This is a genomic window from Labilibaculum filiforme (assembly GCF_002843315.1).
Lineage (GTDB): Bacteria > Bacteroidota > Bacteroidia > Bacteroidales > Marinifilaceae > Labilibaculum > Labilibaculum filiforme.
Genome location: NZ_MVDD01000001.1, coordinates 452,593 through 475,539, shown reverse-complemented (window position 1 = coordinate 475,539; position 22,947 = coordinate 452,593). Strand labels below are relative to the sequence as shown.

General features: G+C 34.5%; 21 protein-coding genes and 1 tRNA gene. 12 read left to right on the top strand and 10 right to left on the bottom strand.

Annotation, left to right across the window (positions count from 1 at the left end; all coding sequences use genetic code 11):
• Positions 1-3 precede the first annotated feature (3 nt).
• The 3 genes from porQ to BZG02_RS02140 all read right to left on the bottom strand — a co-directional run bounded on the left by porQ (position 4) and on the right by BZG02_RS02140 (position 2,245).
• On the bottom strand, positions 4-1,029 hold the full coding sequence (gene porQ, locus BZG02_RS02150) for a type IX secretion system protein PorQ (protein ID WP_101259758.1): 1,026 nt from the start codon (positions 1,027-1,029) through the stop codon (positions 4-6).
• Positions 1,030-1,084: 55 nt separating this feature from the next.
• Positions 1,085-1,591 (bottom strand): YkgJ family cysteine cluster protein, encoded by a 507-nt coding sequence (locus BZG02_RS02145; protein ID WP_245868046.1) that lies wholly within the window; start codon positions 1,589-1,591, stop codon positions 1,085-1,087.
• Positions 1,592-1,855: 264 nt separating this feature from the next.
• Positions 1,856-2,245, bottom strand: coding sequence for a hypothetical protein (locus BZG02_RS02140; RefSeq protein ID WP_101259757.1), 390 nt, complete (start codon positions 2,243-2,245; stop codon positions 1,856-1,858).
• Between the two features lie 165 nt (positions 2,246-2,410).
• On the opposite strand from BZG02_RS02140, the gene BZG02_RS02135 reads away from it, so the two are divergent.
• Together BZG02_RS02135 and BZG02_RS02130 are read left to right on the top strand one after the other, a co-directional pair.
• Positions 2,411-2,974: a TetR/AcrR family transcriptional regulator gene (locus BZG02_RS02135; RefSeq protein WP_101259756.1), complete on the top strand. Its 564-nt coding sequence runs from the start codon at positions 2,411-2,413 to the stop codon at positions 2,972-2,974.
• A 70-nt stretch (positions 2,975-3,044) separates the two neighbouring features.
• Positions 3,045-3,380, top strand: coding sequence for a DsrE family protein (locus BZG02_RS02130; protein ID WP_101259755.1), 336 nt, complete (start codon positions 3,045-3,047; stop codon positions 3,378-3,380).
• A 95-nt stretch (positions 3,381-3,475) separates the two neighbouring features.
• Here BZG02_RS02130 and BZG02_RS02125 read toward each other — a convergent pair whose 3' ends face one another.
• Complete coding sequence (locus tag BZG02_RS02125; RefSeq protein WP_101259754.1) at positions 3,476-3,985, bottom strand: DUF3124 domain-containing protein; 510 nt, start codon at positions 3,983-3,985, stop codon at positions 3,476-3,478.
• A 158-nt stretch (positions 3,986-4,143) separates the two neighbouring features.
• Here BZG02_RS02125 and BZG02_RS02120 point away from each other — a divergent pair, with 158 nt between their 5' ends.
• Positions 4,144-4,443 carry a hypothetical protein gene (locus BZG02_RS02120; RefSeq protein ID WP_101259753.1) on the top strand — a complete coding sequence of 100 codons (300 nt, stop codon included), beginning with the start codon at positions 4,144-4,146 and terminating at the stop codon, positions 4,441-4,443.
• 148 nt (positions 4,444-4,591) lie between these two features.
• Here the strand turns inward: BZG02_RS02120 and BZG02_RS02115 are convergent, their stop codons facing one another.
• The 4 genes from BZG02_RS02115 to BZG02_RS02100 form a co-directional block, all read right to left on the bottom strand.
• Positions 4,592-4,927 carry a hypothetical protein gene (locus BZG02_RS02115; RefSeq protein WP_101259752.1) on the bottom strand — a complete coding sequence of 112 codons (336 nt, stop codon included), beginning with the start codon at positions 4,925-4,927 and terminating at the stop codon, positions 4,592-4,594.
• Positions 4,928-4,963: 36 nt separating this feature from the next.
• Positions 4,964-5,992, bottom strand: a complete 1,029-nt coding sequence (locus tag BZG02_RS02110) for a hypothetical protein (RefSeq protein WP_101259751.1) — start codon at positions 5,990-5,992, stop codon at positions 4,964-4,966.
• Positions 5,993-6,219: 227 nt separating this feature from the next.
• Positions 6,220-6,543: a site-specific integrase gene (locus tag BZG02_RS02105; RefSeq protein ID WP_101259750.1), complete on the bottom strand. Its 324-nt coding sequence runs from the start codon at positions 6,541-6,543 to the stop codon at positions 6,220-6,222.
• 167 nt (positions 6,544-6,710) lie between these two features.
• Positions 6,711-6,786, bottom strand: a tRNA-His gene (locus tag BZG02_RS02100).
• Between the two features lie 135 nt (positions 6,787-6,921).
• Here BZG02_RS02100 and BZG02_RS02095 point away from each other — a divergent pair.
• From BZG02_RS02095 to BZG02_RS02065, 7 genes are all read left to right on the top strand, one after another.
• Complete coding sequence (locus BZG02_RS02095; RefSeq protein ID WP_101259749.1) at positions 6,922-7,596, top strand: DNA alkylation repair protein; 675 nt, start codon at positions 6,922-6,924, stop codon at positions 7,594-7,596.
• Positions 7,597-7,727: 131 nt separating this feature from the next.
• Positions 7,728-8,480, top strand: coding sequence for a Bax inhibitor-1/YccA family protein (locus tag BZG02_RS02090; RefSeq protein ID WP_101259748.1), 753 nt, complete (start codon positions 7,728-7,730; stop codon positions 8,478-8,480).
• A gap of 44 nt (positions 8,481-8,524) precedes the next feature.
• On the top strand, positions 8,525-9,739 hold the full coding sequence (locus tag BZG02_RS02085) for an N-acetyltransferase (protein ID WP_180335595.1): 1,215 nt from the start codon (positions 8,525-8,527) through the stop codon (positions 9,737-9,739).
• A gap of 86 nt (positions 9,740-9,825) precedes the next feature.
• Positions 9,826-10,089, top strand: a complete 264-nt coding sequence (locus tag BZG02_RS02080) for a type B 50S ribosomal protein L31 (RefSeq protein ID WP_101259747.1) — start codon at positions 9,826-9,828, stop codon at positions 10,087-10,089.
• A gap of 103 nt (positions 10,090-10,192) precedes the next feature.
• Positions 10,193-11,383: a GlmU family protein gene (locus BZG02_RS02075; protein WP_101259746.1), complete on the top strand. Its 1,191-nt coding sequence runs from the start codon at positions 10,193-10,195 to the stop codon at positions 11,381-11,383.
• 190 nt (positions 11,384-11,573) lie between these two features.
• Positions 11,574-14,027 carry an endopeptidase La gene (gene lon, locus BZG02_RS02070; protein WP_101259745.1) on the top strand — a complete coding sequence of 818 codons (2,454 nt, stop codon included), beginning with the start codon at positions 11,574-11,576 and terminating at the stop codon, positions 14,025-14,027.
• 151 nt (positions 14,028-14,178) lie between these two features.
• Entirely contained in the window at positions 14,179-15,279 is a 1,101-nt protein-coding gene (locus tag BZG02_RS02065; RefSeq protein ID WP_101259744.1) for an AI-2E family transporter, read from the top strand.
• Positions 15,280-15,415: 136 nt separating this feature from the next.
• Here the strand turns inward: BZG02_RS02065 and BZG02_RS02060 are convergent, their stop codons facing one another.
• Both BZG02_RS02060 and BZG02_RS02055 read right to left on the bottom strand, forming a co-directional pair.
• Complete coding sequence (locus tag BZG02_RS02060) at positions 15,416-16,333, bottom strand: NAD-dependent epimerase/dehydratase family protein (RefSeq protein WP_101259743.1); 918 nt, start codon at positions 16,331-16,333, stop codon at positions 15,416-15,418.
• 35 nt (positions 16,334-16,368) lie between these two features.
• Positions 16,369-17,031, bottom strand: coding sequence for a phosphoadenylyl-sulfate reductase (locus BZG02_RS02055; protein ID WP_101259742.1), 663 nt, complete (start codon positions 17,029-17,031; stop codon positions 16,369-16,371).
• A gap of 420 nt (positions 17,032-17,451) precedes the next feature.
• On the opposite strand from BZG02_RS02055, the gene BZG02_RS02050 reads away from it, so the two are divergent.
• Together BZG02_RS02050 and BZG02_RS02040 are read left to right on the top strand one after the other, a co-directional pair.
• Complete coding sequence (locus tag BZG02_RS02050; protein ID WP_101259741.1) at positions 17,452-20,325, top strand: tetratricopeptide repeat protein; 2,874 nt, start codon at positions 17,452-17,454, stop codon at positions 20,323-20,325.
• 878 nt (positions 20,326-21,203) lie between these two features.
• Complete coding sequence (locus tag BZG02_RS02040; RefSeq protein WP_101259739.1) at positions 21,204-22,928, top strand: OmpA family protein; 1,725 nt, start codon at positions 21,204-21,206, stop codon at positions 22,926-22,928.
• The last annotated feature ends 19 nt before the right edge of the window (positions 22,929-22,947 follow it).

The window sequence follows — 22,947 nt, the reverse complement described above, 5'->3', positions numbered from 1 at the left end:
TTTTTAGAAATTAAAGTCGCTTAATCGGGTGCTAATGGAAAAATGATTGCTTGTGCCTGCTAAATGGTACTTTGCGGAGGCAAAGTTTACATGAAAACGAGAAACTTTCACTCCAAATCCCCAGGTGAATCCAACGGTTGAAGTTTTTTCATCTACTTTAAGTTCTGATCTTCGCTGAAAGTTGTATCCCAATCGAATACTAAAGTTTTTGGAGGGTAAAAATTCAGTTCCTAGAATTAGATGTTTTAAAGCTTTGTCGGAAAAGTTGTCTTTGCTCGATTTTGAAAAGGAATCGTCGGTTTTGTTTAGTTCCGATTCGTAGCTTAAGTTGAATTCCTCGAGATGCTTGTAGGTAAGTGCAAAACGAAAAGGTGCGTGTTGAAGTTTGGTGCTGAATCCAACTAAAATTTCATTCGGAAGATCCTCCCGATGAGATCCGTAGTAAGCTTTTATCTGATAACCAAAATTTCGTGCTACTACGGAAGCTCTAAATAGTTTATTGGAGCTGTCGTAAAGTAAGGCCAAATCGGCAGCCAATCCAAAAGAGTTGTATTTTTCGAGCGAGGAATAAATTGGTTTTATGGAAGCTCCTACCCGAATATTTTCATTTATTTGCCGACCGTAACTAACAATCAGGGCATAATCGGAGGCTTTAAAACTTCCGGTTATTTCACCAAATTCATTAGCTTCGGTAAATTCTCCATAATTAACGTAATGTATTGCCAACGAAAAAGTCCCGGGTTTCTTATAGTCTTTTGTGTAGGAGGCATATCCGTAATTAATATCCGAAATGTAATTTACGTAGTTTAAAGCTACTTTTTGATCCAAATCAGCACATAAAGCTGCTGGGTTGTAAAAAGAGTAATCTGCATCAACATCAACCAATGCTATTTGATCTCCTCCTAAAGCTGCAACTCTGGCCGAACTTCCCAAATTTAAAAATTCGTAGATGTTTTCGCCACCGCTTTGGGCTTTCACCGAAAGAGCAACAAGAAGATAACTGAAGATTAGAATTACTGTTCTGTTCATGAAATTAATTCGTTGTACGTGCTAAAGATAAAAATCCGAAGGGAAAGTTTCTTGTTTACAGTTGTTCTTTTTTCTTTTTAAGACGATCGACTACTTCGTAAACTGCCGGACAATAATGAGTGTTTTTAATGGTGAGATCGAGTAATTGATAGAAGCGTTTCCGGTCGGTATGCGGATATTCGCGACAAGCACGAGGTCGATTTTCATAAACCATGCAGTAGTTATCTGCCATCAGGAACGGACAAGGTGTTTCTTTAAAAACATAGTCGTGTTCCTTGTCGAGGTATAAATATTGATGGATGAATTCGGAAGGTTTCATTCGAAACTGTTTTGCCAAACGCTCAATGTCTTTATCGATAACAATTGGGCTAATGCTTTTGCAGCAATTAGCGCATTCCAAACAATCTAGTTCTTCAAAAACTTCATGATGGAGCGTTTGAACGATGGAATCTAATTGTTTAGGTTTCTTTTTTTTCAACTTAGCGAATAATTCCTTGCTTGTAGCTTCGGTGTTTTTTGCATTTTGTTTTAGTTGCTCTAAATCGATTTTTATTTTGTTCATTGTTCTATTCGGGTAGTTAGAAAAAATAGTTTGGTTGCAATAAACGATCAAAATTTTGGTTCATCCTTTCATTAAAAACTAAATTAACACCAAAATTCAAGCTTCACAAATACCTGAATAGTATAGAACAATATTGTACTATAATTTTTAGGGAATTATTGTTTGACGAATTAGTTTTTAAAAATAGAAGTCGAAAATACCGTTATTATTCGAGAAAAAAGTGTTGGTAAATAAAATATACAGTTGGTTTATTTTCTGTACACTTTAAGCAAAACTTTTCATATCCAGATTGGTAAGCCAATATTCAGCACCCTCGGGAGTAGAAAAAACTTTAGCTTTGTATTTATTATTTTCGGATAGAAGTTTAAAGAAAAGGCTTAGTGCCGTTTCTACAGGTTTGTCAACAATGAGAGCATCTACAATGTAGTTGTAGTTTTTTAATGATTCGTTGTTGGCATTCACAATGGTTTCAATATCGTTGTGCCCTAATAACATATTAGCCTGACTGGCATCGGTTAAAATTCTTAAATTTCGGGGATAAGTAGTGTTGTCTTTTGTTGCGTCGATATAATCAAGGATATCTTTGAGCGTGATGTTGCCAATGTATTGAGCTTCTAAAATTCCAGTTTGATGATTGAATTTGGTTTTGATCATTAAAGAGTTGACTTTTTTATGGGATTAAGGATTAATTCGGCATAAAACTATGAATTAAAATTCAAGCCATCTTTTATTAAAAACTAATTTTAGTATATTTTTTATTAAAAAATAGTTGCTAGTTGCTAAGCGAACGATTAGTTTTGTGAAAGTTTAAATAAATTTATGGCAAGAAAGAAAGAATATATTGAAGAAGAAGTGATCGAAAAGGCAATGGTCTTGTTTTGGCGCAATGGTTATGAAATGACCTCGGTTCGGATGTTAGAAAAGGCTATGGGCATTAATCAATTTTCGATGTATTCAAGCTTTGGAAGCAAGCACGGGGTTTTTCTGGAAAGTATTAAGTGCTACTCGAAGAGAATGAGTGCTTTGATCGAAAAATTGAAAGCATCAAATAATGGGGTGGAAGGGATCAAGCAATTTTTCTACGATTCTATTTTATTTTCCAATGAAAAAGAAAATGAAAAGGGATGTTTGATTACTAACACTTCGAATGAATTTGCAGAGAGTGAAGATAAGATGATTAAAGAGCTGATTGTGAAGTTTACCACAAATCTGAAAGGGATTTTTATTGAGAAATTACGTGCGGATACTAGCAAAGATGAAGAAGTTTTGGCACAACAAGGAAATTATTTACTGATTGCTAAACAAGGCTTATCGGTAGCGTCAAGAGTATATGGTCAAAAAGAATTGAATGATTATATTGAAATGACATTTAAGAATTTGTAGTTTTTTTGCGCTATAGCTAAGCAGTAGCTTAGTTTCACTAGAAATAAAGTAATAATTTAAATACGGGAAAATGGATAAATTGAATATTCTTTGGACAACAACTAATGAGGACACGATTACGAATATGATTGCAATGTATTCGATCAATACTTTAAAAAAAGGATTGTGGAACGAAGTTAATATTATTGTTTGGGGAGGATCGGCAAAACTTTTGGGAGAAGATCAAGAGGTGCAAGCGGAAGTTCTTGGAATGATAAAGGGAGGTGTTTCCGTTCAGGCTTGCCAGGCTTGTTGTGAAAAATATGGGGTGAGCGAAAGTTTACGAAATTTGGGAATTGATGTTCGGTTTATGGGAGAACCTTTGACTACTATCATAAAGAATGGGGAAAATTTGTTGACTTTATGAGCAGTAAAAAAAAGATTTGTCGAAAGTGAAAAGAAGTATTTTCGACAAATCTGTTTAGTGCCACTAATGCGTTGGTGATAAGTAATATAACATTGTTATTTGATTCGTTTCGATTGCGTAGTAAAAGATAGTCCTTGTTGTCCCATGGTTGAATTCATAACCCCCTCGAATAATGGCTCAGGACAGTTTTTTGGGATTTTCCATTCGATAATAAAGTTGGAGCCAGTACCTCCTTCGGTATCCATTTCGTCTATTATTATTTCTGTAGTTTGCATTGGTGCTATATAAATCGGAGTATTGAAATAGGTTCTGATTAATTTTCCGTGAGTATCGAAATATTCTACTTTCAGCAAAAAGATAGTATCGGTATCGCTTGTGTTGCGCATGCTTGCCATTGCTGTTAAATTGTGCGTTTTATGCTCCGATTTACTATAAATTTGCGAGTAAATAGAAAGGTATGATTTTCCATATTCTAAGGAATCCATATTGCTTATATCGATGCTTCTTTTTATCCAGTTTTCAGGATTTACCGAGCTCATTTCTTTTTTATTACTGCATCCAAACGTGAATGTAATGACTAGTAAAAAGAGGATGTAATTTTTCATTTTTTTATTGTGTTAAATGGGATACGGTATCTGTATTTGTGGGTATAAGTGTATTCTACTATTTACTTTATCGGACAGAAATATTTCTATTTTTTTTATGGAAAAAGAAGCGTGCATTCGCCCCAATTTGCCTATAAACGAAATTACAAAATACAATTTTGGAAAACAAACTAGTTTTGGAGGTAAGAGATGGAAATAGAAACTTAAATTTTTGGTATAAAAAGCCAAGAAATGAAGAACTTCAATTAATGACAACTACAACTTCATTAATTCCAGCCATTCGACCGCAAAGCAATTACAAGGTGACTTTTGGAGTGATTAAAATTTACATTCCTAATGACGGGGAGCCATTCGATTACGGAAAAGTATATTTATACCGGTATTGGAGAAATGCTTTAGCTTCGTTTGATGAATTAATACAGGATTATAGGGAAAGAAACCCTTATGAAATGAAATGACAAATGGGTAATTTTACCGCTGTTTTCCTGTTTAAAATAAGCCTCTTGAAAATCAAGGGGCTTTGTTCATTTTAATCGGAATGCAAGGGATTTGTATATTAAAGAATATAATTATTTTTTTAATAAAATGCGTAAGGACTTCAAAACTTTAAACAGCTAATAGAAAAAAAAGAACATGAATAAAACATAGGGATAGCCCAATTATCCCAAAAAATATTTTGATGCTAAAAAAGAATAATGTAGTTCGAGTAATATCTTTTTGATCTCTAAAATGGTAAGCCATTTGCGCACCTTTTATATATTCAAACAAATCCACAATAAAATACAAGAAAAAACAAATTAAAGCTATCATTAAAAGTGTCTTTCCATTTAGATTAAAGCTTTGTTCTTTATAAGCAAGTCCAAAAACCGTAGCAATCAAACCGAATATTACTTTTCGTAACTCAGTACTTGCAATTGTTGTATATTCTTTTAGAGTTTCCATAAAATGTGTTCTATTTGAATCATTTTAATTTTATAGTTATAAGTTTTGAATCTTGTTTTCAAAACTACCTGTTATTGCAGGAGATAAGGACGTTAATTGTTTTAATTGTTGAATAATTCCATTTAGAATTAAATTGTTTTCATTATGCTGATACCAGCATTTTAACGTGTTATTTTTAAGAGGATTGCTTGAGAATAAAAAATTATTCATGACTGACTCAATACAGATAGAAGCTTCTATTTCATTTATGCTTTTTTTATCTTGGATTTTCGATAGTAGATAAAAACATGAAAGGAAACCTGAGCTAAAAAGAAGCCATGCATTGATTATTTCATTTGCTTTTTGTTTTTTTGTGCGAGTAAAACTAAGTGGTCCAATTTTTCTTCTAAAATCATAGAATACTATATTGCGATATTGCTTCATACCCACTGCAACGTTTATATCCAGCGGTATATATTGAGTATTGCCGATTCGTTGATTTAGATATGTACTATTGTCGATTGAAATTAACGGGTTTAAAAAATGAATCGAAGATTTAGAATCCGATGGATTCGGATTGGTTATCTTTCTTTTATTTTTTTTCTCTTCAAATCTTATAGTTGATAAGTAATATTGAGAATGGATTTCCTGTTTCAGATCAAAAATATTAACACTTTTTCTAGTTTTTTGATTGATAGGATGTGTTTGTCGAGGATTGTCAAAAAGATATTTAATAGTAATTTTCAAATCAGAACCCAACATTTTTATTATTTCCTCAGTTGACATCCTATTGGATTTCCTTCTGTAAAAATCGAGTACAATATAATACTGTCCAAATGTAGAATTGCCATAAGGAAAGTTTAAAGTTCTTTTTCTAACAGTAAAGCTATGTGTGGATGGCGTATATAGAGAGATTCCTCTTTTTAGTGAACATTCAGTAAACTGATTATTAAAATCCCCTAAACATCTTACAAATGAATTGTTTGTTTGTATTGCAGTCCATTCAGGTTTGTCTGTAACATATCTTTTTTGATTTATATGCAATTTTCTTAAATCTATAAACGGAAACACTAATCTTATTTGCATAACAGTTAGTATTAAAATTTAGATAAATTAAAACGAAAGCGCACGCACGAGGCAATGCGCTTTCTCACCACAATGAAGTGATGCAGCTAATTAGCGTTGCTAAATCTAGATTTTACCGCAACCTTTACTTAAAGTTAAGATCTTTTTAGAATAATTTCAATTTTTTTCTTTCAGTTAAGCAAGGTGTAAATTTGGCATTAAAGGTAGTAAATTGATATTCGTTGAATCTATTCCAAAAAACTACTGTAATCCTCTGGTAGCTCAACATCATTAACCCGAATGTAGTTGTAAATCGCCTTGCTTTCGTGCCCTGTGATAAGGCTTAATTGTTGAATTGTTTCGTGCTTAGAAAGCGATTTACGCAATTCAAGATAGATTTTGGTAATGTAGGTGTGTCGAAATGAATACAGCTTAAAATCTTTGCTAATTTCAAATTTATCTCGAAATCGAGAAAATCTTCTGGTAAAATATTTCCGTTTGTCTTCTTCTGGTAAATCCCAGTTCTCAATTTTATCAGGTTTGAATAAAAATCCTGTTTTTCCCTTTTGCAAATTCGGCTAATTCGTCAATCAATAATTTAGGAATAATTTTGGTTTTGCTTGATTTTGTTTTGGTTTCAAGCGAAATCGTATTTTTTTAAAAATGATATCTAATTCTTGAGTTAATTATAAAGAAAAAACGCAAACAACAGGAGTACTGCTATTTGCGTTTTAATGTAGGGTGAAAGACCGGTTTCGAACCGGCGACCTCTGGAACCACAATCCAGCGCTCTAACCAACTGAGCTACAATCACCATTTTTGCTCTAATGCGGTGCAAATATAGAGAAATCTTTAATTATTCTCCAAGTGTTTTGTGAAAAAAATGTAAAAAAATATTCTGTATTGATTATAAGCTCTACCTTTGCAGGCAGTTAACTAATTTTATAAAAATGGATTTTTTTATCGATAGAAAGGAAACAGAGGATTTGTTTCAGGAAATTTTCAAAAAAATTCAAATTCTTCGTAATGGTGAGACTCATCATGAAATGAAAAAATTTGGATTGAACTACTCAAAATCTTTGGGCGCAACCATTGTAAATTTACGCGAAATAGGGAAAGCGTATCAGCAGGATCATCTTTTAGCGCATAAATTATGGACGAAAGGTTTTCGCGAATCGAAAATTGTAGCAACACTTCTCGAGGAACCTGCAAAAGTGAACAAGGAGCAATTAGAGCGATGGTTTACAGAAATGGATTCGAATGAATTATTGGAACAAGCAAGTATGAATCTTTTTCAATACCTTCCAAATATAAACGAGCTTGCCTTAAATTGGATGAAAAGTGATGTCGCAACAAAGCAAGTGTGTGCTGTAATGGTTGTTGGACGATTGGCAATGGATCAAAAACAGGGAAATGACGATTTGTTTTTGAATTTTATAGAATTACTTCCAGCTAAGTTTACCGACGCGTACTTTTTAAATCAGGTAAAAAGAGCATTGGGAAAGATGGTTAGAAGAGGGGATGTTGTTGGAGATAAGGTAATTGCTGTGGTTTCTGAATTTAAATTGGAGGATGCAGATTGGCGAGATATTTGGGATGATCTTCAATACGAACTAAAGCTGTAAGCTTTTTTTTAAGATATTTTAAGGAGTGATAAGGCTTCTATATCTAGGAAAAGAAAATTAAACAAAGTAAATTTGAAGTCTATTTTAGTTGAATTTAAAAATTAGGTTTTAAAGATTAAGAGGTAATACATATGGGATATACAAAAAGTTCAAATCCTGTTTTAAGCGAAAAGATTTTTTCTGCAACAAGAAGTGAATCATACAGCGAAACAATGACAGTAAACGGAACCATCAATAAGATTGGTTTGTTACTATTTTTTCTGGTTGCAGCAGCTAGTTACACCTGGGGTTTGTATAATGAAGCAATGGATTCTTCGGTAGTTCTTCCTTGGTTAATTGGAGGAGCAATTGTAGGTTTAATACTTGCATTAGTAACAACATTTAAACCTGTTTGGTCTCCCTATACAGCTCCTTTTTATGCTTTAGCAGAGGGAATAATGCTTGGTGGATTGTCGGCAATGATGAATGCATCTTATCCGGGAATTGTAATACAAGCTGTTGGTTTAACTTTTGCTACTTTGTTTGCGATGCTTTTTGCCTATAAAACGGGATTAATTAAAGTAACTGAAAAGTTTAAGATGGGTGTTGTTGCTGCTACCGGTGGTATTTTTATATTTTACATGCTGAATTGGATTTTGGGAATGTTTGGAATAGGTTTCAACTTTGCAAATGATTCTAGCTTATTAAGTATTGGAATTAGCTTATTTGTAGTTGTAATTGCAGCCCTTAATTTGGTTTTAGATTTCGATTTTATTGAAAAAGGAGAGCAATCGGGAGCTCCGAAATATATGGAGTGGTATGGTGCATTTGGACTAATGGTAACATTAGTATGGTTATATGTTGAGTTATTAAGATTGCTTTCGAAGTTGGCCAGACGAAATTAATTTGCATTAAACACCAATATTAGAACTTAAATAAAACCAATCGAGTGAGGATAGTTGAAGTTTTAGATAAAAAGCAACAAAAAGATTTTTTAAATATTGCTAGAGTCATTTATAAAGATGACTCTAATTACGCATGCCCATTAGATCCTGAGATTGAAGGAATATTTAATCCGGAGGAAAATTCTTTTTTTAAGCATGGCGAAGCATGTCGTTGGGTATTACAAAACGAGGATGGAAAAGTAATTGGACGAATTGCTGCCTTCATCAATAAAAATAAAGCTTTTTCGTTCGATCAGCCTACTGGTGGATGTGGCTTTTTTGAGTGTGTGAACGACAAAACTGCAGCATTTACTCTTTTCGATACAGCTAAAGAATGGTTGAAAAATCGTGGTATGGAAGCCATGGATGGACCTGTGAATTTTGGCGAAAATGATAATCATTGGGGACTTTTAGTAGATGGCTTTATGCCTCAGGGTTATGGTATGCCATACCATCAGAAATACTACAGAGAATTTTTTGAGGAATATGGTTTTAAAGTCTTTTTCGAGCAATACAGTTATCATCTGGATATGACGAAACCATTTCCAGAAAGATTTTGGAAAATTGCCGGATGGATTGCTAAAAAGCCAGGATTCACTTTTGAGCATTTTACGTATAAAAACTCCGAAAAATATATTCAGGACTTAATTGCGATTTACAATGAAGCCTGGAAATTTCACGATAACTTTTCGCCAATCGACCCAGAGGATATTCGAAAAATGGTTCGGGATGGGAAAAATATAGTGGAGGAGGAATTCATTTGGTTTGCCTATCACGAAGGAAATCCAATCGCATTTTTTGTGATGATGCCTGATATCAATCAGATATTAATAAAAATGGATGGGAAATTCAATTTCTGGAGCAAATTGAAATTTTTGTACTATTTAAAAAGAAAAACAATTACCCGTGCCCGGATTACGGTAATGGGTGTAGCCCCAAAATATCAAAGGTTTGGTGTGGAGTCGGCTATTTTTTGGCACATGGATAAAGTGATGAAGCGAAAACCGCATTACAAAGAGGTGGAGCTTTCGTGGGTGGGAGATTTTAATCCGAAAATGGTTTCCATTTACGAGTCGGTTGGAGGCGTTAAAAAGAAGACACATTTTACGTATCGACACCTTTTTGATCCGAATAAACCTTTTAAACGGACACCTATTATCCCTCTGGAAAACAGAGGAACTAAGGCGAAAGAGAAAAAAGTTGTGGAAAGTGAAGAATAATTTATTTATTCTTTTGCAAAACAAATTACAATATTTACCTTTGCGACCTATTGGAAGTAGATTATAAGAAACTAAAGGTTATTAAAATGAAACAAGGAATACATCCGGAAAATTACCGTCTTGTAGCTTTTAAAGACATGTCAAACGACACTGTTTTTATTACAAAGTCGACAGCTAGAACTAAAGAAACTATTGAGTTCGAAGGTATTGAGTATCCAGTAATTAAGCTTGAGATCTCTAATACATCTCACCCTTTCTATACAGGTAAGATGACATTAGTAGATACTGCTGGTCGTGTTGATAAGTTCATGAATCGTTACAAAAAACACATGGACGGTCACAAGAAGTAAGATTAAAAAAATCTACCATATTAAGAAAAAGCCTCGATTATTCGAGGCTTTTTTTTATTTTTGATCATACATAAAAATCCTTTGGATTAAAATTACTACTACAATGAATTATATTCTTTTTGATGATGGGGCATGGAATGATTTGCGTCCACTCACATTTACACGTCCGGTAGCTGCAATTCGGGTTGGTATTTTAACTATTCATGAAAAATGGGAGAAATATTTAACCAGTAGCTTAAGTTATTTCACACAAGATTATTTAGCTGCAAAATTTCCTTGTTTAGTTAAAGAACAAAATGTATTGATTAATGGATCGGTTCTTCCCAGCGAGGAATTGAAAGATGCAATTTTGAGTTTGAAAGTTGGAGAATATCTTACAAAGGGAAATATTGTTCTGGCAGCAAACTTTTTGGAGGCCGATGTCGATTTAATCCATAAAGAAGGAATTGTTACAAAGCTTAAGGTGGAGTTTGAACAGGATGTATTTCGAATAGCCATGCCTTACGACATATTTCAAGCTAACGATAAGGCAATTCGCGACGATTTTGAATTGCTTACCAAAGGACGAAAATCGCAACCGATTAGCGATACGGTAAATGTTCTTGGAAAAGAGAATGTATTTATTGAAGAAGGAGCAAAAGTTGAATTTGCGACTCTTAATGCGAAGGAAGGACCAATTTATATTGGCAAAGAGGCAGTAATAATGGAAGGAGTATTGGTTCGGGGGCCGTTGGCAATGTGTGAGCATGCCGAGTTAAAAATGGGAGCCAAGGTTTATGGAGCTACTACTTTAGGTCCTTACTGCAAATGTGGCGGAGAATTAAATAATGTTGTTTTGTTTGGATATTCGAGCAAGGCACACGATGGTTTTTTAGGAAATGCAGTATTAGGAGAATGGTGTAATATTGGTGCAGACACCAATAACTCCAATTTAAAAAATAACTATTCGGAAGTAAAATTGTGGAGCTATACGAGTGAGCACTTCGAAAAAACAGGTCTTCAGTTTTGTGGAACTATCATGGGAGATCACTCTAAGTGCGGCATTAATACCATGTTGAATACGGGAACCGTGATTGGCGTTAGTGCTAATGTGTTCGGAGCCGGATTTCCGCGTAATTTTATTCCATCATTTGCAATAGGTGGTAATCATGGTTTTAAGGAGTATCGCTTAAAAGCGGCCTTTGAAGTTGCCGATTTGGTAATGCAACGAAGAGGTTTGGAATTTAACGAAACGGAAAAAAATATATTACAAAACGTATTTGAGATGACCACTGAATATCGAAAATCGTTTTAAATGAATTGTTAATTATTGTGAAATGAGTTCTTTCTTACAGTTGATAGGACTCATTTTTTTATTTTGGCATAGCTATTGCCAAGTAGATGGTGACCAATTTATTTTGGTGGAAACGGACATTTTGTCATTGAAGCAATGGTAGTTGTTTGTTTCTTGTATAGTGAGTAATGAGAACATGATAAGCGAAATAATGAGTAGAAAGATTGAAATCAATATAAGTGATATCGCATTAACGAATATGATGGATGAAGATTCAGATTTTATTCCAATTATAACAGATGAGGACGAAAATGCACTGGATGAACTAGCGGTTCCTGACAGTTTGCCAATTTTACCTCTTCGTAACACGGTACTATTTCCAGGGGTTGTAATTCCTATTTCGGTGGGAAGAGAAAAATCTTTAAAATTGGTTCGGGAAGTATATAGCAACAAAGGAATGTTGGGTGCGGCTACACAAATAGACTTAAGCGTTGAAGATCCGCATTTCGATGATATTTATAAAATTGGAACCGTTGCTCAAATTATCAAGATTCTGGAAATGCCTGATGGTTCTACCACAGTAATTCTGCAAGGAAAAAAGAGATTTGAGTTACAGGAAATGATTTCGGAAGAGCCTTACCATATTGCTAAGATAAAAACTCTGAAAGATATTCGCCCTGAAGAGGAGGATAACGAATTTAAAGCGTTGATATCTTCGGTGAAAGACATGGCGGTTAAGGTAATTAAACTATCGGCACATATTCCAAACGAGGCTAGTTTTGCAATCAAAAACATCGAAGGATCATCCTTTCTAATTAACTTTATTTCAAGTAATTCTGAGATTAAGCACAATCAAAAACAAAAATTACTCGAGATTGATGAAATTGCTGGCAGAGCAATGAAACTTTTGGAGTTATTGGTTCGGGAAGTGCAGGTTTTAGAGCTCAAGGATGATATTCAGACCAAGGTGAAAACCGATATGGATCAGCAGCAACGGGAATATTTGTTGCATCAGCAAATGAAAACCATTCAGGATGAATTGGGCGGAGGTCCAAACGATCAGGATGTGATGGAGCTGGAAGAAAAAGCACAAAACAAAAAGTGGACGGATGAAGTTGCTACTGTTTTCGAAAAAGAATTAACGAAGCTTCAACGTCTTAATCCTGCGTCAGCAGAATATTCGGTGCAGCTAAACTACTTGGAGGAGTTGCTTGATTTACCTTGGAGTGAATACACCAAAGATAATTTTAATCTGAAAAGAGCACAAAAAATTCTAGATCAGGATCATTTTGGTTTAGAAATAGTAAAAGACCGTATTATTGAACATTTGGCAGTATTAAAATTAAAAGGAGATTTAAAATCACCAATTTTATGTCTGTATGGACCTCCGGGAGTTGGTAAAACATCGCTTGGGAAATCTATTGCAAGAGCTTTGGATCGAAAATATGCCAGAATGTCTTTAGGTGGATTGCACGATGAGTCGGAAATTCGAGGTCACAGAAAAACATATATTGGCGCCATGCCTGGAAGAATTATTCAGGGAATGAAAAAAGCTGGTTCGTCTAATCCTGTGTTTATTTTGGATGAGATTGATAAGGTAAGCAATGATTTTAGAGGAGATCCCTCTTCGGCCTTGCTTGAAGTTCTTGATCCAGAGCAGAATAGTGCTTTTCACGATAATTTTTTGGATGTAGATTACGATTTGTCGAACGTGATGTTTGTAGCTACAGCCAATAATATTGGAGCAATTTCGGCGCCTTTGCGCGATCGTATGGAAATGATTGATGTGAGTGGTTACATTCAGGAGGAAAAGGTACAGATTGCTAAAAGTCACCTGATTCCAAAACAAATGGAGAACCATGGAATTACTGCCGAGAATATTAAAATTTCGAAAGAGGTAATTGCCGAAATCATCGATAAATATACTCGTGAGTCTGGGGTAAGAGCTTTGGATCAACGAATTGCTAAAGTAATGCGACGCATTGCCCGTAAGGTTGCAATGGACGAGGAGTACGATATTAATGTAAAAATGGAGGATCTGAAAGATCTTTTAGGGGCACCAATTTTTAACCGAGACAAATATCAAGGCAACGAATACGCAGGTGTTGTTACTGGTTTGGCATGGACTTCGGTTGGTGGCGAAATTTTATTCATTGAATCCAGTTTATCTGCTGGGAAAGGGAAACTTACCCTAACTGGGAACTTGGGTGATGTAATGAAAGAATCAGCCTTGTTGGCACAAGAATACTTAAGAGCACATTGTGGTGCATTGGGTATTAAAAAGGAAGTTTTTGATGAGTGGAACCTGCATGTACACGTACCCGAAGGTGCAATTCCAAAAGATGGACCATCGGCAGGTGTAACCATGGTAACAGCTATGGCTTCTATTTTTACGCAACGTAAAGTGAAAAAACATTTGGCCATGACTGGCGAGATAACGCTTCGCGGAAAAGTATTGCCAGTAGGAGGAATTAAGGAGAAAATTCTTGCTGCAAAAAGAGCTGGAATCAAGGAGATTATTCTTTGTAATCAGAATAAAAAGGATATTGAAGAAATTAAGGAGGTTTATTTGAAAGGACTTAAATTCCATTTTGTGGATGAAGTTATGGAAGTTTTAGATATTGCCTTGATGAAACAAAAGGTAGATAATCCTATAAAATTCTAAATAGTAATAAATTAGAAAAAGGCTTTCGAAAGAAAGCCTTTTTTTGTTTGGGTTCTTTGATACCATAAAATTTCTTACTTTTAAACTGTAATGCATTAATTCTTCGTGCTTGTAATTTAAGATACAAAACGGGCAAAATTATCGTATCCCTATGAATGGAAAAGGAAAATATTTTATTGTAGCTCTTGGTTTAATTCTACTAGGCCTATTGTTTTGGTATTTCAGTAATATTGTAACCTATGTATTGATTTCGGTTGTTCTTTCTTTTATAGGACGTCCGGTTGTCGATTTTTTAAATGGTTTAAAGTTTCGAAAATGGCATTTTCCAACGGTATTATCGGCGGCCATCACCCTCATTCTTTTGTGGATGGTTATGATTTTATTTTTTCGAACCTTTATACCAATGGTAGCATCGCAGGCACAGGAACTATCTAATATTGATGTGAATGCAGCGGTAAAAAGTTTAGAGGAACCAGTACAAAAAATAGAAGCTTTTGTCGTGAAATATTCCGCTAATGGCGAGAGTTTCGATCTGAAAGCAGTTATGGTAAAGAATATTTCCTCTTTTGTGAAAGTTTCCGATGTGTCGGATATTTTTGGTTCGCTGATTGGAACTTTAGGCAATGCTTTTATTGCTTTATTTTCGATCTCGTTCATTACTTTTTTCTTTTTAAAAGATAGTAGCTTATTTACCGACGGAGTTGTGCTGATGGTTCCGGCTCGTAACGAAGATGGGGTTCGACATGTATTGGAGCGGATTAAGAATTTGTTGATGCGCTATTTTGTAGGATTGTTTTTCGAAATAATACTGGTTGGCTTCATGATTACTATTGGCCTTACCATTGTTGGTTTGCCTTTTAGTACGGCAGTTGTAATTGGTTTATTTGCCGGAGTTATGAATGTGATTCCTTATATCGGACCAATTATTGGTGCTTGTTTTGGTTTAATTATTGGTATTGCTACCAACTTAGATGCTGATTTTTATACAGGAGTTGTTCCAATTTTAGGTTATATGGCAATTGTTTTTGCAGCCGTTCAGGTGATTGATAACATTTTGTTTCAACCTTTAATTTATTCTAATAGTGTAAATGCTCATCCTCTTGAAATATTTATTGTAATTATTATGGCAGGAAGTATGGCTGGTATTTTAGGAATGATGTTGGCAATTCCTGCATATACCATCATGCGTGTTATTGCAAAAGAGTTTTTCAATAAATATCGTTTTGTGAAAAAGTTAACCGAGAAAATATAATTTGGACGCAGATTGCGCAGAAATTTAAGATTTAAAAAGCTTTAGTGCCGTTTTAGTAGGCGTATAAAATGATTAAAAATAAAAAAAGCTTGATTCAGTTTTGAATCAAGCTTTTTTGTATCTAACAGAAGTCTTTCTATTTACTAGAAGCCTCGAAATGTGCTTTTAAAATTTTCAGTTCTTCTTCAAAACCTAATTTTTCTCCTTTGTACAGTTTCATAATTCGCTCATCAACAGCAACTAACTGTTGTGGTAATTCAAGGTGTTGGTTGGTAAAAATCATTTCCATGTCTGGATTTTGTGTTTGAATAACTTCTACAATATCCATAATCGATTTGTTGTATTCCACCAAATTATAAACTCCTGAATCTAATTTACCACCTAAAAGATTGGCTAAAATACTGCTTGTTTTCTCCAACGAAATAAAAGGGCGTTTTTGGTTTCCACTTCCGTGAATAGAAATACGACCCACAAAATGAGAATCGAAAAGTAAGCTGTTCAGAATTCCTTTCATATTCATGCTTACACCGTAACCAAAAACATTTCCTAAGCGAATAATTTGAGTATTTACCTTCGACATAATTCGTTCAACATGTTGCTCGCCTCGTAAAGTAGAGCTTCCTAATGAGGTAGTTGGCTCGGGAATAGAGCAGATATCAAATTCGTTATCGGAATAACCGTAAACAGCAGTCGAGCTAACGTATACCAATTGTTTTACATTACTTTCTTCAATAGCGTAAACCAGTTCGGCCGTTCCCCAGTTGTTCACTTGTTCGTGTAAATGATGAAGTTTATCGTTGTCCGAATTTTCAGCAGCAAGATGGTAAACCACATCTACACCTTTTATAATTTTATCAAGAGTTCTGGAATCCAAAAGTTCACCTTTAACAAATGTGAGTTTGCCAGGTTTTATTTGGGAGTGTAAAAACAGATTGAAGTTCGCCTGATGTAAATTATCCAAAACAATAATCTCTTTTACTTCAGGATTCTGATTCAATTTTATGCATAATTCGGTGCCAATATAACCTGCACCACCTGTAATTAGGACTCTCATTGTATCTGTGTTTTAATTTCGAGTTATTGCAATTTTTATTTATCTTTTTTAATCACCAAATCGGTATTTAAACCACATTCGGTTTTTTTCATCCCAAACCATCGTGCCGATCGATCATCACCTAAGGTCATTTTTCGGGTACAAGGCTCACAACCAATACTATCGTAACCTTTCGCTTCTAGCGGATGGCGAGGAAGATTGTGCTCTTTAATGTACTTATAAATTTCGGGTTTGGTCCAGTCTAGCATCGGATGAAAACGAATTACACCATGAGGAGCATCCTGTTCAATTTCCATGGCTTTACGCACTGCCGATTGATCGGCGCGAACACCATTAATCCAAACGTCGTGATCCGCCAAAACACCATCCAAAGGTTGCACCTTATTTAGGAAACAACAGTAATCGGGATCCGAAGTGAATAGAAAATTTCCTTTCGCATCTTTTTGTTGTGCTTTTGGAACAGACGATTTTGCATCGACGATGTTCAAACCAAATTCTTTTGCAATTTGATCTTTAAACTGAATTGTTTCAGGGAATAAAAATCCGGTATTAATAAAATATACCGGTATTGTATTGTCTATTCGGCTGATAATATGAAGTAAAACAAGACTATGCGATTGAAAAGAGGATGTGGTAAACATCGTTTTTCCTTCGGCTTTGTATTGCTCTAGTTTCTTTTTTATGCTTTCAAAATCCATTGTAATAATCCTTTTGCCTTACGAATACGAAGGCGTTTAAATGTGTATGTAAAGGATGGTAAAGATACTAATAAATATTCCAATCTGTGGAGATTTTTGCATGGGAGAGAAAGTGTTGAAGACAGGAAAAATAGGAGCTTGTGAAATATGGTTTAGTACAAGCGAGCAATTACTTTTATCAAAGTAAAATGTGAAATACAATTTACTATTTGACGAATTTAAAATATTTGATGTTTAGTGCTAATGTTAATATAATTGTATTGTTAACTTATTTGGTAAATTTGCAGGGGCATCCTTTTTGTCTTAAATTCACTTATTCAGAGGTTTGGTTTTTGAAGTGACAAAATAAGTCCGTTTTGTTTTTGTTCAGAAAGTGTAAGTTTTCTTATTGGTTTTTTAACATGCCTTATAGTTATTAATATGATTAAAAAAATTCTACTCTATTTTTTTGTAGTTATTCTGTTTTCGGAAGCTGAACTTAAGGCGGATGTTCAGAAAAACGAATTTCACGATTTAGATAGTTTAAAAACAGCTATTAATGAATTGATGAGTGTGGAGGGGAAAATGGAACAATCCGATAGTGTAATTGGATTTGTGGCTGATAATCGAAAAATTTTGAAAAGTGAATACCCAGTTTATTTGTTTCGATTGCTTCACAAAATAGAGGCCGATAAGGATACAATTGGTTTGTCGGAAATTTTTTATCGAATTGGAGTCAATCACCGATACACACATGGTTACGATTCTGCTAAATATTACTACCAAAAGGCGTTGCCATTCGCTCATAAACTGAAAGATTATTACAAATTAGGAAGAATATATAATGAGTTAGGAGTGGTTTGTCGGAAAACAGATCGAAACCAAGAAGCGGTTAATTACTTTGTTTCTTCAATAAATACAACAAAATATAGCAATAATTTTTATGGGAAGGCAATTGCCGAAAACGGAATTGGAAATATCTATCTGGTACAAAAAGAATACAAAAAAGCCTTATCCTATTTTCAGGAATCTTTAAAATATGGATTGAGTAGCGATAATAAGTACCATTTAGAGATTAGCTATGGCAATGTAGGGGAGTCTTATTTATACTTGCAAGAGCCCGATTCGGCTAACTTGTATATTAATAAGTCGTTAGAATTGGCGAGATTTCGTGGCAATCCAATTGGGGTAGGAATTTGCTATCAACTTTTAGGACAGGTAAAAATGTCTCAAAATGATTATGGCGAAGCTTATAAGTACTATGAAACGGCACTGAAATTACAACGGAAAAAAAACGATAAGAGATATTTAAGTACCATTTTAATTCAACACGGCGATGTTTGTTCCAAATTGAAGAAATATCAGGAAGCAGAGAAGAATTTATTGGAGGGAAGAGAATTATCGGAGGAACTGCATTCGGTAGACAATTTAATTCTAGCAAATAAAGTATTGTACGAGGTTTATTACGCTACCGGAAGATATAAGGAAGCAAGTGATGCATTGTTATTGAATAAGAATTTTACCGATTCATTGTACAATAGTGAGGCCGTACGAGTAATGAACGATTTGGAATTTAAATATCAGTCGGAAAACAAAACCCAGCAAATAGATCTTTTAAATACAAGAAATCAATTAATTGGGGATTCTAAAAAAATGCAACGAAATCAGTTTGGAGTTTTGTTATTACTCTTTGGTGGATTGGCCGCATTTTTCTATTATTTATATCAGAATAAGCAAAAGGTTACTAGGGAGTTACAAGGAATTAATCAGATGAAATCGAAATTTTTCAGTAGTATTTCTCATGAATTCCGTACGCCTTTAACCTTAATAAAAGGACCGGTAGAAAAGCATTTAAGTCGACCACACTGTAAAGAAGAGCAAGAAGAAATGCGACTTATTTTGCGGAATTCAGACCGTTTGCTTTCCTTGGTTGATCAGCTTTTAAACCTTTCGAAAATTGATGCCGGTCATTTCGAAATTTCTGCGAAGGAGGGAGATTTATCTAATCTTCTTAAAGGAATTTCAAACGCTTTTAATTATCAGGCTTCCGAGAAGGGAATCAATTATCAATTGGAGATTAATGAATCGGGCATTGTTTGGTTCGATCAAAATATTGTAGAGATAATTGTTACCAATTTGCTTTCCAATGCATTTAAGTTTGTACCTGGAAATGGCGAGGTAGAAATGAAGCTTTATGCATTCGAAAATTATTGCAAAATAACGGTGAGCAATTCTGGTTGTAGTTTAACAAGTAAGGAGTTATCTCATATTTTTGATCGTTTTTACCGTGCCGGAGAAAATGAAACGCAAGGAACAGGAATTGGGCTTTCGTTGGTAAAAGAGCTTTGTACTTTATACCGAGCACCTATTGCGGTTAGTTGCAGCAAAAGTAAACTAATAGAGTTTGATTTAGTATTGCCTACCACGAAAACACATTTTAAGACCGATGAAATTTCTCTTGAGCCAATGATGAAGGAGGAAAAATCAGCGAATGAATTAAAATCGGAATTGATTTGTGAGGAGGAAATGGAGGAAAAATTGACAGACTTACCCGTATTGTTGATTGTTGAGGACAATCCAGACATGCGAAAATACATCAAAACCTATTTTGTTCATCAGTATAAAATTTTGGAAGCCGAAGATGGCGAAGAAGGAATAAAAGTGGCGATGGAGACCATTCCTGATTTAATTATTTCGGATGTGATGATGCCCAAACTTAGTGGTGTTGAACTATGCACCTGTTTAAAAGAGGATGTAAAAACCAAGCACATTCCTATTGTTCTTTTAACTGCAAAAGTTGGCGACGATAATGAATTGGATGGTCTTAAAGCTGGAGCAGATGATTATATTGTGAAACCATTTAATGCACAGGCTTTAATTGTTAAGGTGGAACGCTTAATTGCTACCAGAAAAGAGATGCAGGAAAAGTATCGAAACGAGTTGGTAATTAATCCTTTAAACATTGTATTTCCATCCGAAGAAGAAAAATTTGCCAGAACCTTACAGCAAGTTTTGGAGGATCAATTAGCGAATCCCGATTTTAGTGTAGATCAGTTTTGCGAACTGGCGTTAATGAGTAGAACCCAACTTCACCGAAAACTAAAAGCATTAACCGGACTGTCGGCTACCGCTTTTATTCGAACTCAAAGGGTAAAAGTAGCAGCGGAAATGTTAGTACAGCCAGATGTAACTATTAGTGATGTCTGTTTTGCCACCGGATTTAACGACACCTCCTATTTTTCCAAATGTTTTAAAGAGATTCAAGGCTGCACTCCTTCTGAATATGTGAAATCACATAGCGAAACCTGTATTTAGCTACGGTAATCGAGCTTCTAGGCTCTATTTTCCACAAATATTTTAACACTAAGTGCGCTTGAATCCAGCAAGGAATCAAAAGCTTAAATAAAAAGGTTAAAACATTATTGATTACTATATGCTATGCTGTAAATTGTTGAGACAAAACAAGCATCAATAGCTTATCGTATTAGAATCTCTCCTTTTATAAAAAAAAGATGCAACAATTATGTGCCCTTTGATAGTATATCTTCTGCCATTATTCAAGCCAAATTTCAAATTTTAGAATAGCCTCTTTTTAAATGAAAAAAGTAAAATTTTTCGAAAAAAGATGTTTTTGCGAATTTTTTTATGCGATAATTCAAGCTTGTTAACTATCAAAATTACTTTTCTTAGTATTGTTAATTGCCACCAAATTAATGCATTAGGATATATTTGGAACATTTGTTTTACCTACTGGAACATTTGTAGTACTCTAATTTCTTTTTTTTCCACTTTTCCCATTCAACTTCTTCCTGTTTTAAAAATTTATTAAAATATTCAATAGTGCAAGAGCCCTATGTATAGGAGTTATTAGAGCTTTTTGATACTTGGATCTTATTGATGAATCATGTGCTGTTGAAACCTGTTTTGCATTTCGTTTTCGGGATTATTTGACGAATTAAATCTTTGTAATAAGATAAATTAAAAACTCGTAAGTTGTTATTAGACAGAGCGTAAAACATTTGTTTTTATTTTTGGAACATACATCCTATTTATGGCTTTGCTAAGAACCTACATTTACAATATAATCGAAACAAAAAAATTGAAGACGTGAAATTAGCCATTTAGAACTTTTCTGCACGAGTAAATAATAAACTGGCGAATTACATACAGCAACAACTTAAAATTATAAAGACATGAAAAAGTTAATATTCATAACATTATTGATGTCACTTTGCATCGCTTTAGTAGATGCTCAAGTAGTGGAGCCAGAAAAAGTAGTAAAGAAACAAGGAACTCGCCGAGCTAATAATAAAATAGAGCAAGGTGTTGATAAAGGCTTCGATAAATTAGAAGAAGGCTTAGGTAGCTTGTTTGGGAAGAAAAAGAAAAAGAAGAAAGAATCGAATGAGGAAGCTAGCACTTCGCAAGAAAACAATCAAGAAGTAAATCAGAATAATAATAGCAATAGTAATGAGCGAGCAGAAGTTAAAGATAAAGTTACTCATACGCCAAATGTAGTTTGGAATAAATTCGATTTTGTTCCTGGTGATGTTGTCATCTTTGAAGATAGTCCTGCAGTAACAGAAGAGAATGGCGAATTTCCTAGTCGTTGGGATTTAGTTGGAGGAAATGTTGAAATCGCTCAGGTAGATGGTGAAAATGTGATCTACTCTATAGAACACGGAACAATTGTTCCTTATTTAAAGAATTCGAAAGAGGATTATTTGCCAGAGGTTTTTACCATAGAGTTCGATGCATTTTTTAGTGCAGGTTCTTCAGGAAGATACTTTATTCGATTTTTTGATCATAAAAATCAGAGAAATAGTGGTCATGAAACATTGTATGTGTATGTAAACAGCTTAACCCTAGGTTCGAGTTCGGCTAATTATCCAGGGAAAAGCGCTGGTAATCATGATGCAGTTGGCGGTTGGCGTCACATTTCCATTGCTTTTACAAAAGGAAAGATGAAAGCTTATATGGATGACACTCGTTTAATTAATGTTCCGCATTACGAAGCGAATCCATCAGGATTAACGATTGAAATGGAGAAGTACTCATCGTCTGATTACGAGAAATACTTAAAGAATATTCGCATTGCAAAAGGTGGAGTGAAGTATTACGACCGTGTATTGCAAGATGGTAAGATTATTTGTAATGGCATTCGCTTCGATGTAAACAAAGCAAGTTTAAAGCCTGAATCCATGGGACAAATTAATGAGATTTTTGAATTGTTGCAGAAACAGCCAAGCTTAAACTTTAGTGTCGAAGGTCATACCGATAGCGATGGCGATGATTCCTTTAATATGACTTTGTCGAAAGAAAGAGCCGAGGTAGTAATGAAGAAATTAGTTCAAATGGGAATTTCATCGAACCGACTAAGTTCTACTGGTTTTGGAGAAAGTAAACCAATTGATAACAACAGCACTGCAGAGGGAAAAGCAAACAATCGAAGAGTCGAGTTTGTGAAAACAGAAGGAAATACGGCATCTGCAACTACCAATACGTCAAGTAATTCAGTTTTTAATTCTTTAGATCGTCAGGCGATCGATAACAAAATGAATTCTTTAAGCAACGGAAATATTCCAGTATCCAATCAATCAGGAATTCTTTTGAAAAATGGGACTACTATTATTTACGGTACATCGGATGGATATTTGGGTAAAATGGAGGTTTTAGATGTGGATGAAAATGACAACTACAAACTAACAGTTCGATACATAACCTACAATAATGATGGTTCTGTACACAGCAAATCGGATCGTTTGGAAATTGGTGGAACTTACACTTGCGATTTGGACAAAGGAAGTACCGAGGGAATGATAAGCTCAGAAGAAGACTTTTGGTTGAGTAGACCGGGAGCTAAAGAAACAACAATTGTAGAGAGGGAAAATACTGGATTTTACGTAGTTCCCAATTAATAAAAAGAAGTTAAGACAC

What these genes read in the sequence shown, in the direction of transcription:
- BZG02_RS02050 (WP_101259741.1), top strand. Translation starts at nt 17,452, where the DNA reads ATGATTAAAAAAATTCTACTCTATTTTTTTGTAGTTATTCTGTTTTCG.
- BZG02_RS02095 (WP_101259749.1), top strand. Translation starts at nt 6,922, where the DNA reads ATGGATTTTTTTATCGATAGAAAGGAAACAGAGGATTTGTTTCAGGAA.
- BZG02_RS02110 (WP_101259751.1), bottom strand. Translation starts at nt 5,992, where the DNA reads ATGCAAATAAGATTAGTGTTTCCGTTTATAGATTTAAGAAAATTGCAT.
- lon (WP_101259745.1), top strand. Translation starts at nt 11,574, where the DNA reads ATGAGTAGAAAGATTGAAATCAATATAAGTGATATCGCATTAACGAAT.
- BZG02_RS02040 (WP_101259739.1), top strand. Translation starts at nt 21,204, where the DNA reads ATGAAAAAGTTAATATTCATAACATTATTGATGTCACTTTGCATCGCT.
- BZG02_RS02055 (WP_101259742.1), bottom strand. Translation starts at nt 17,031, where the DNA reads ATGGATTTTGAAAGCATAAAAAAGAAACTAGAGCAATACAAAGCCGAA.
- BZG02_RS02080 (WP_101259747.1), top strand. Translation starts at nt 9,826, where the DNA reads ATGAAACAAGGAATACATCCGGAAAATTACCGTCTTGTAGCTTTTAAA.
- BZG02_RS02135 (WP_101259756.1), top strand. Translation starts at nt 2,411, where the DNA reads ATGGCAAGAAAGAAAGAATATATTGAAGAAGAAGTGATCGAAAAGGCA.
- BZG02_RS02140 (WP_101259757.1), bottom strand. Translation starts at nt 2,245, where the DNA reads ATGATCAAAACCAAATTCAATCATCAAACTGGAATTTTAGAAGCTCAA.
- BZG02_RS02125 (WP_101259754.1), bottom strand. Translation starts at nt 3,985, where the DNA reads ATGAAAAATTACATCCTCTTTTTACTAGTCATTACATTCACGTTTGGA.
- porQ (WP_101259758.1), bottom strand. Translation starts at nt 1,029, where the DNA reads ATGAACAGAACAGTAATTCTAATCTTCAGTTATCTTCTTGTTGCTCTT.
- BZG02_RS02115 (WP_101259752.1), bottom strand. Translation starts at nt 4,927, where the DNA reads ATGGAAACTCTAAAAGAATATACAACAATTGCAAGTACTGAGTTACGA.
- BZG02_RS02065 (WP_101259744.1), top strand. Translation starts at nt 14,179, where the DNA reads ATGAATGGAAAAGGAAAATATTTTATTGTAGCTCTTGGTTTAATTCTA.
- BZG02_RS02060 (WP_101259743.1), bottom strand. Translation starts at nt 16,333, where the DNA reads ATGAGAGTCCTAATTACAGGTGGTGCAGGTTATATTGGCACCGAATTA.
- BZG02_RS02090 (WP_101259748.1), top strand. Translation starts at nt 7,728, where the DNA reads ATGGGATATACAAAAAGTTCAAATCCTGTTTTAAGCGAAAAGATTTTT.
- BZG02_RS02130 (WP_101259755.1), top strand. Translation starts at nt 3,045, where the DNA reads ATGGATAAATTGAATATTCTTTGGACAACAACTAATGAGGACACGATT.
- BZG02_RS02075 (WP_101259746.1), top strand. Translation starts at nt 10,193, where the DNA reads ATGAATTATATTCTTTTTGATGATGGGGCATGGAATGATTTGCGTCCA.
- BZG02_RS02145 (WP_245868046.1), bottom strand. Translation starts at nt 1,591, where the DNA reads ATGAACAAAATAAAAATCGATTTAGAGCAACTAAAACAAAATGCAAAA.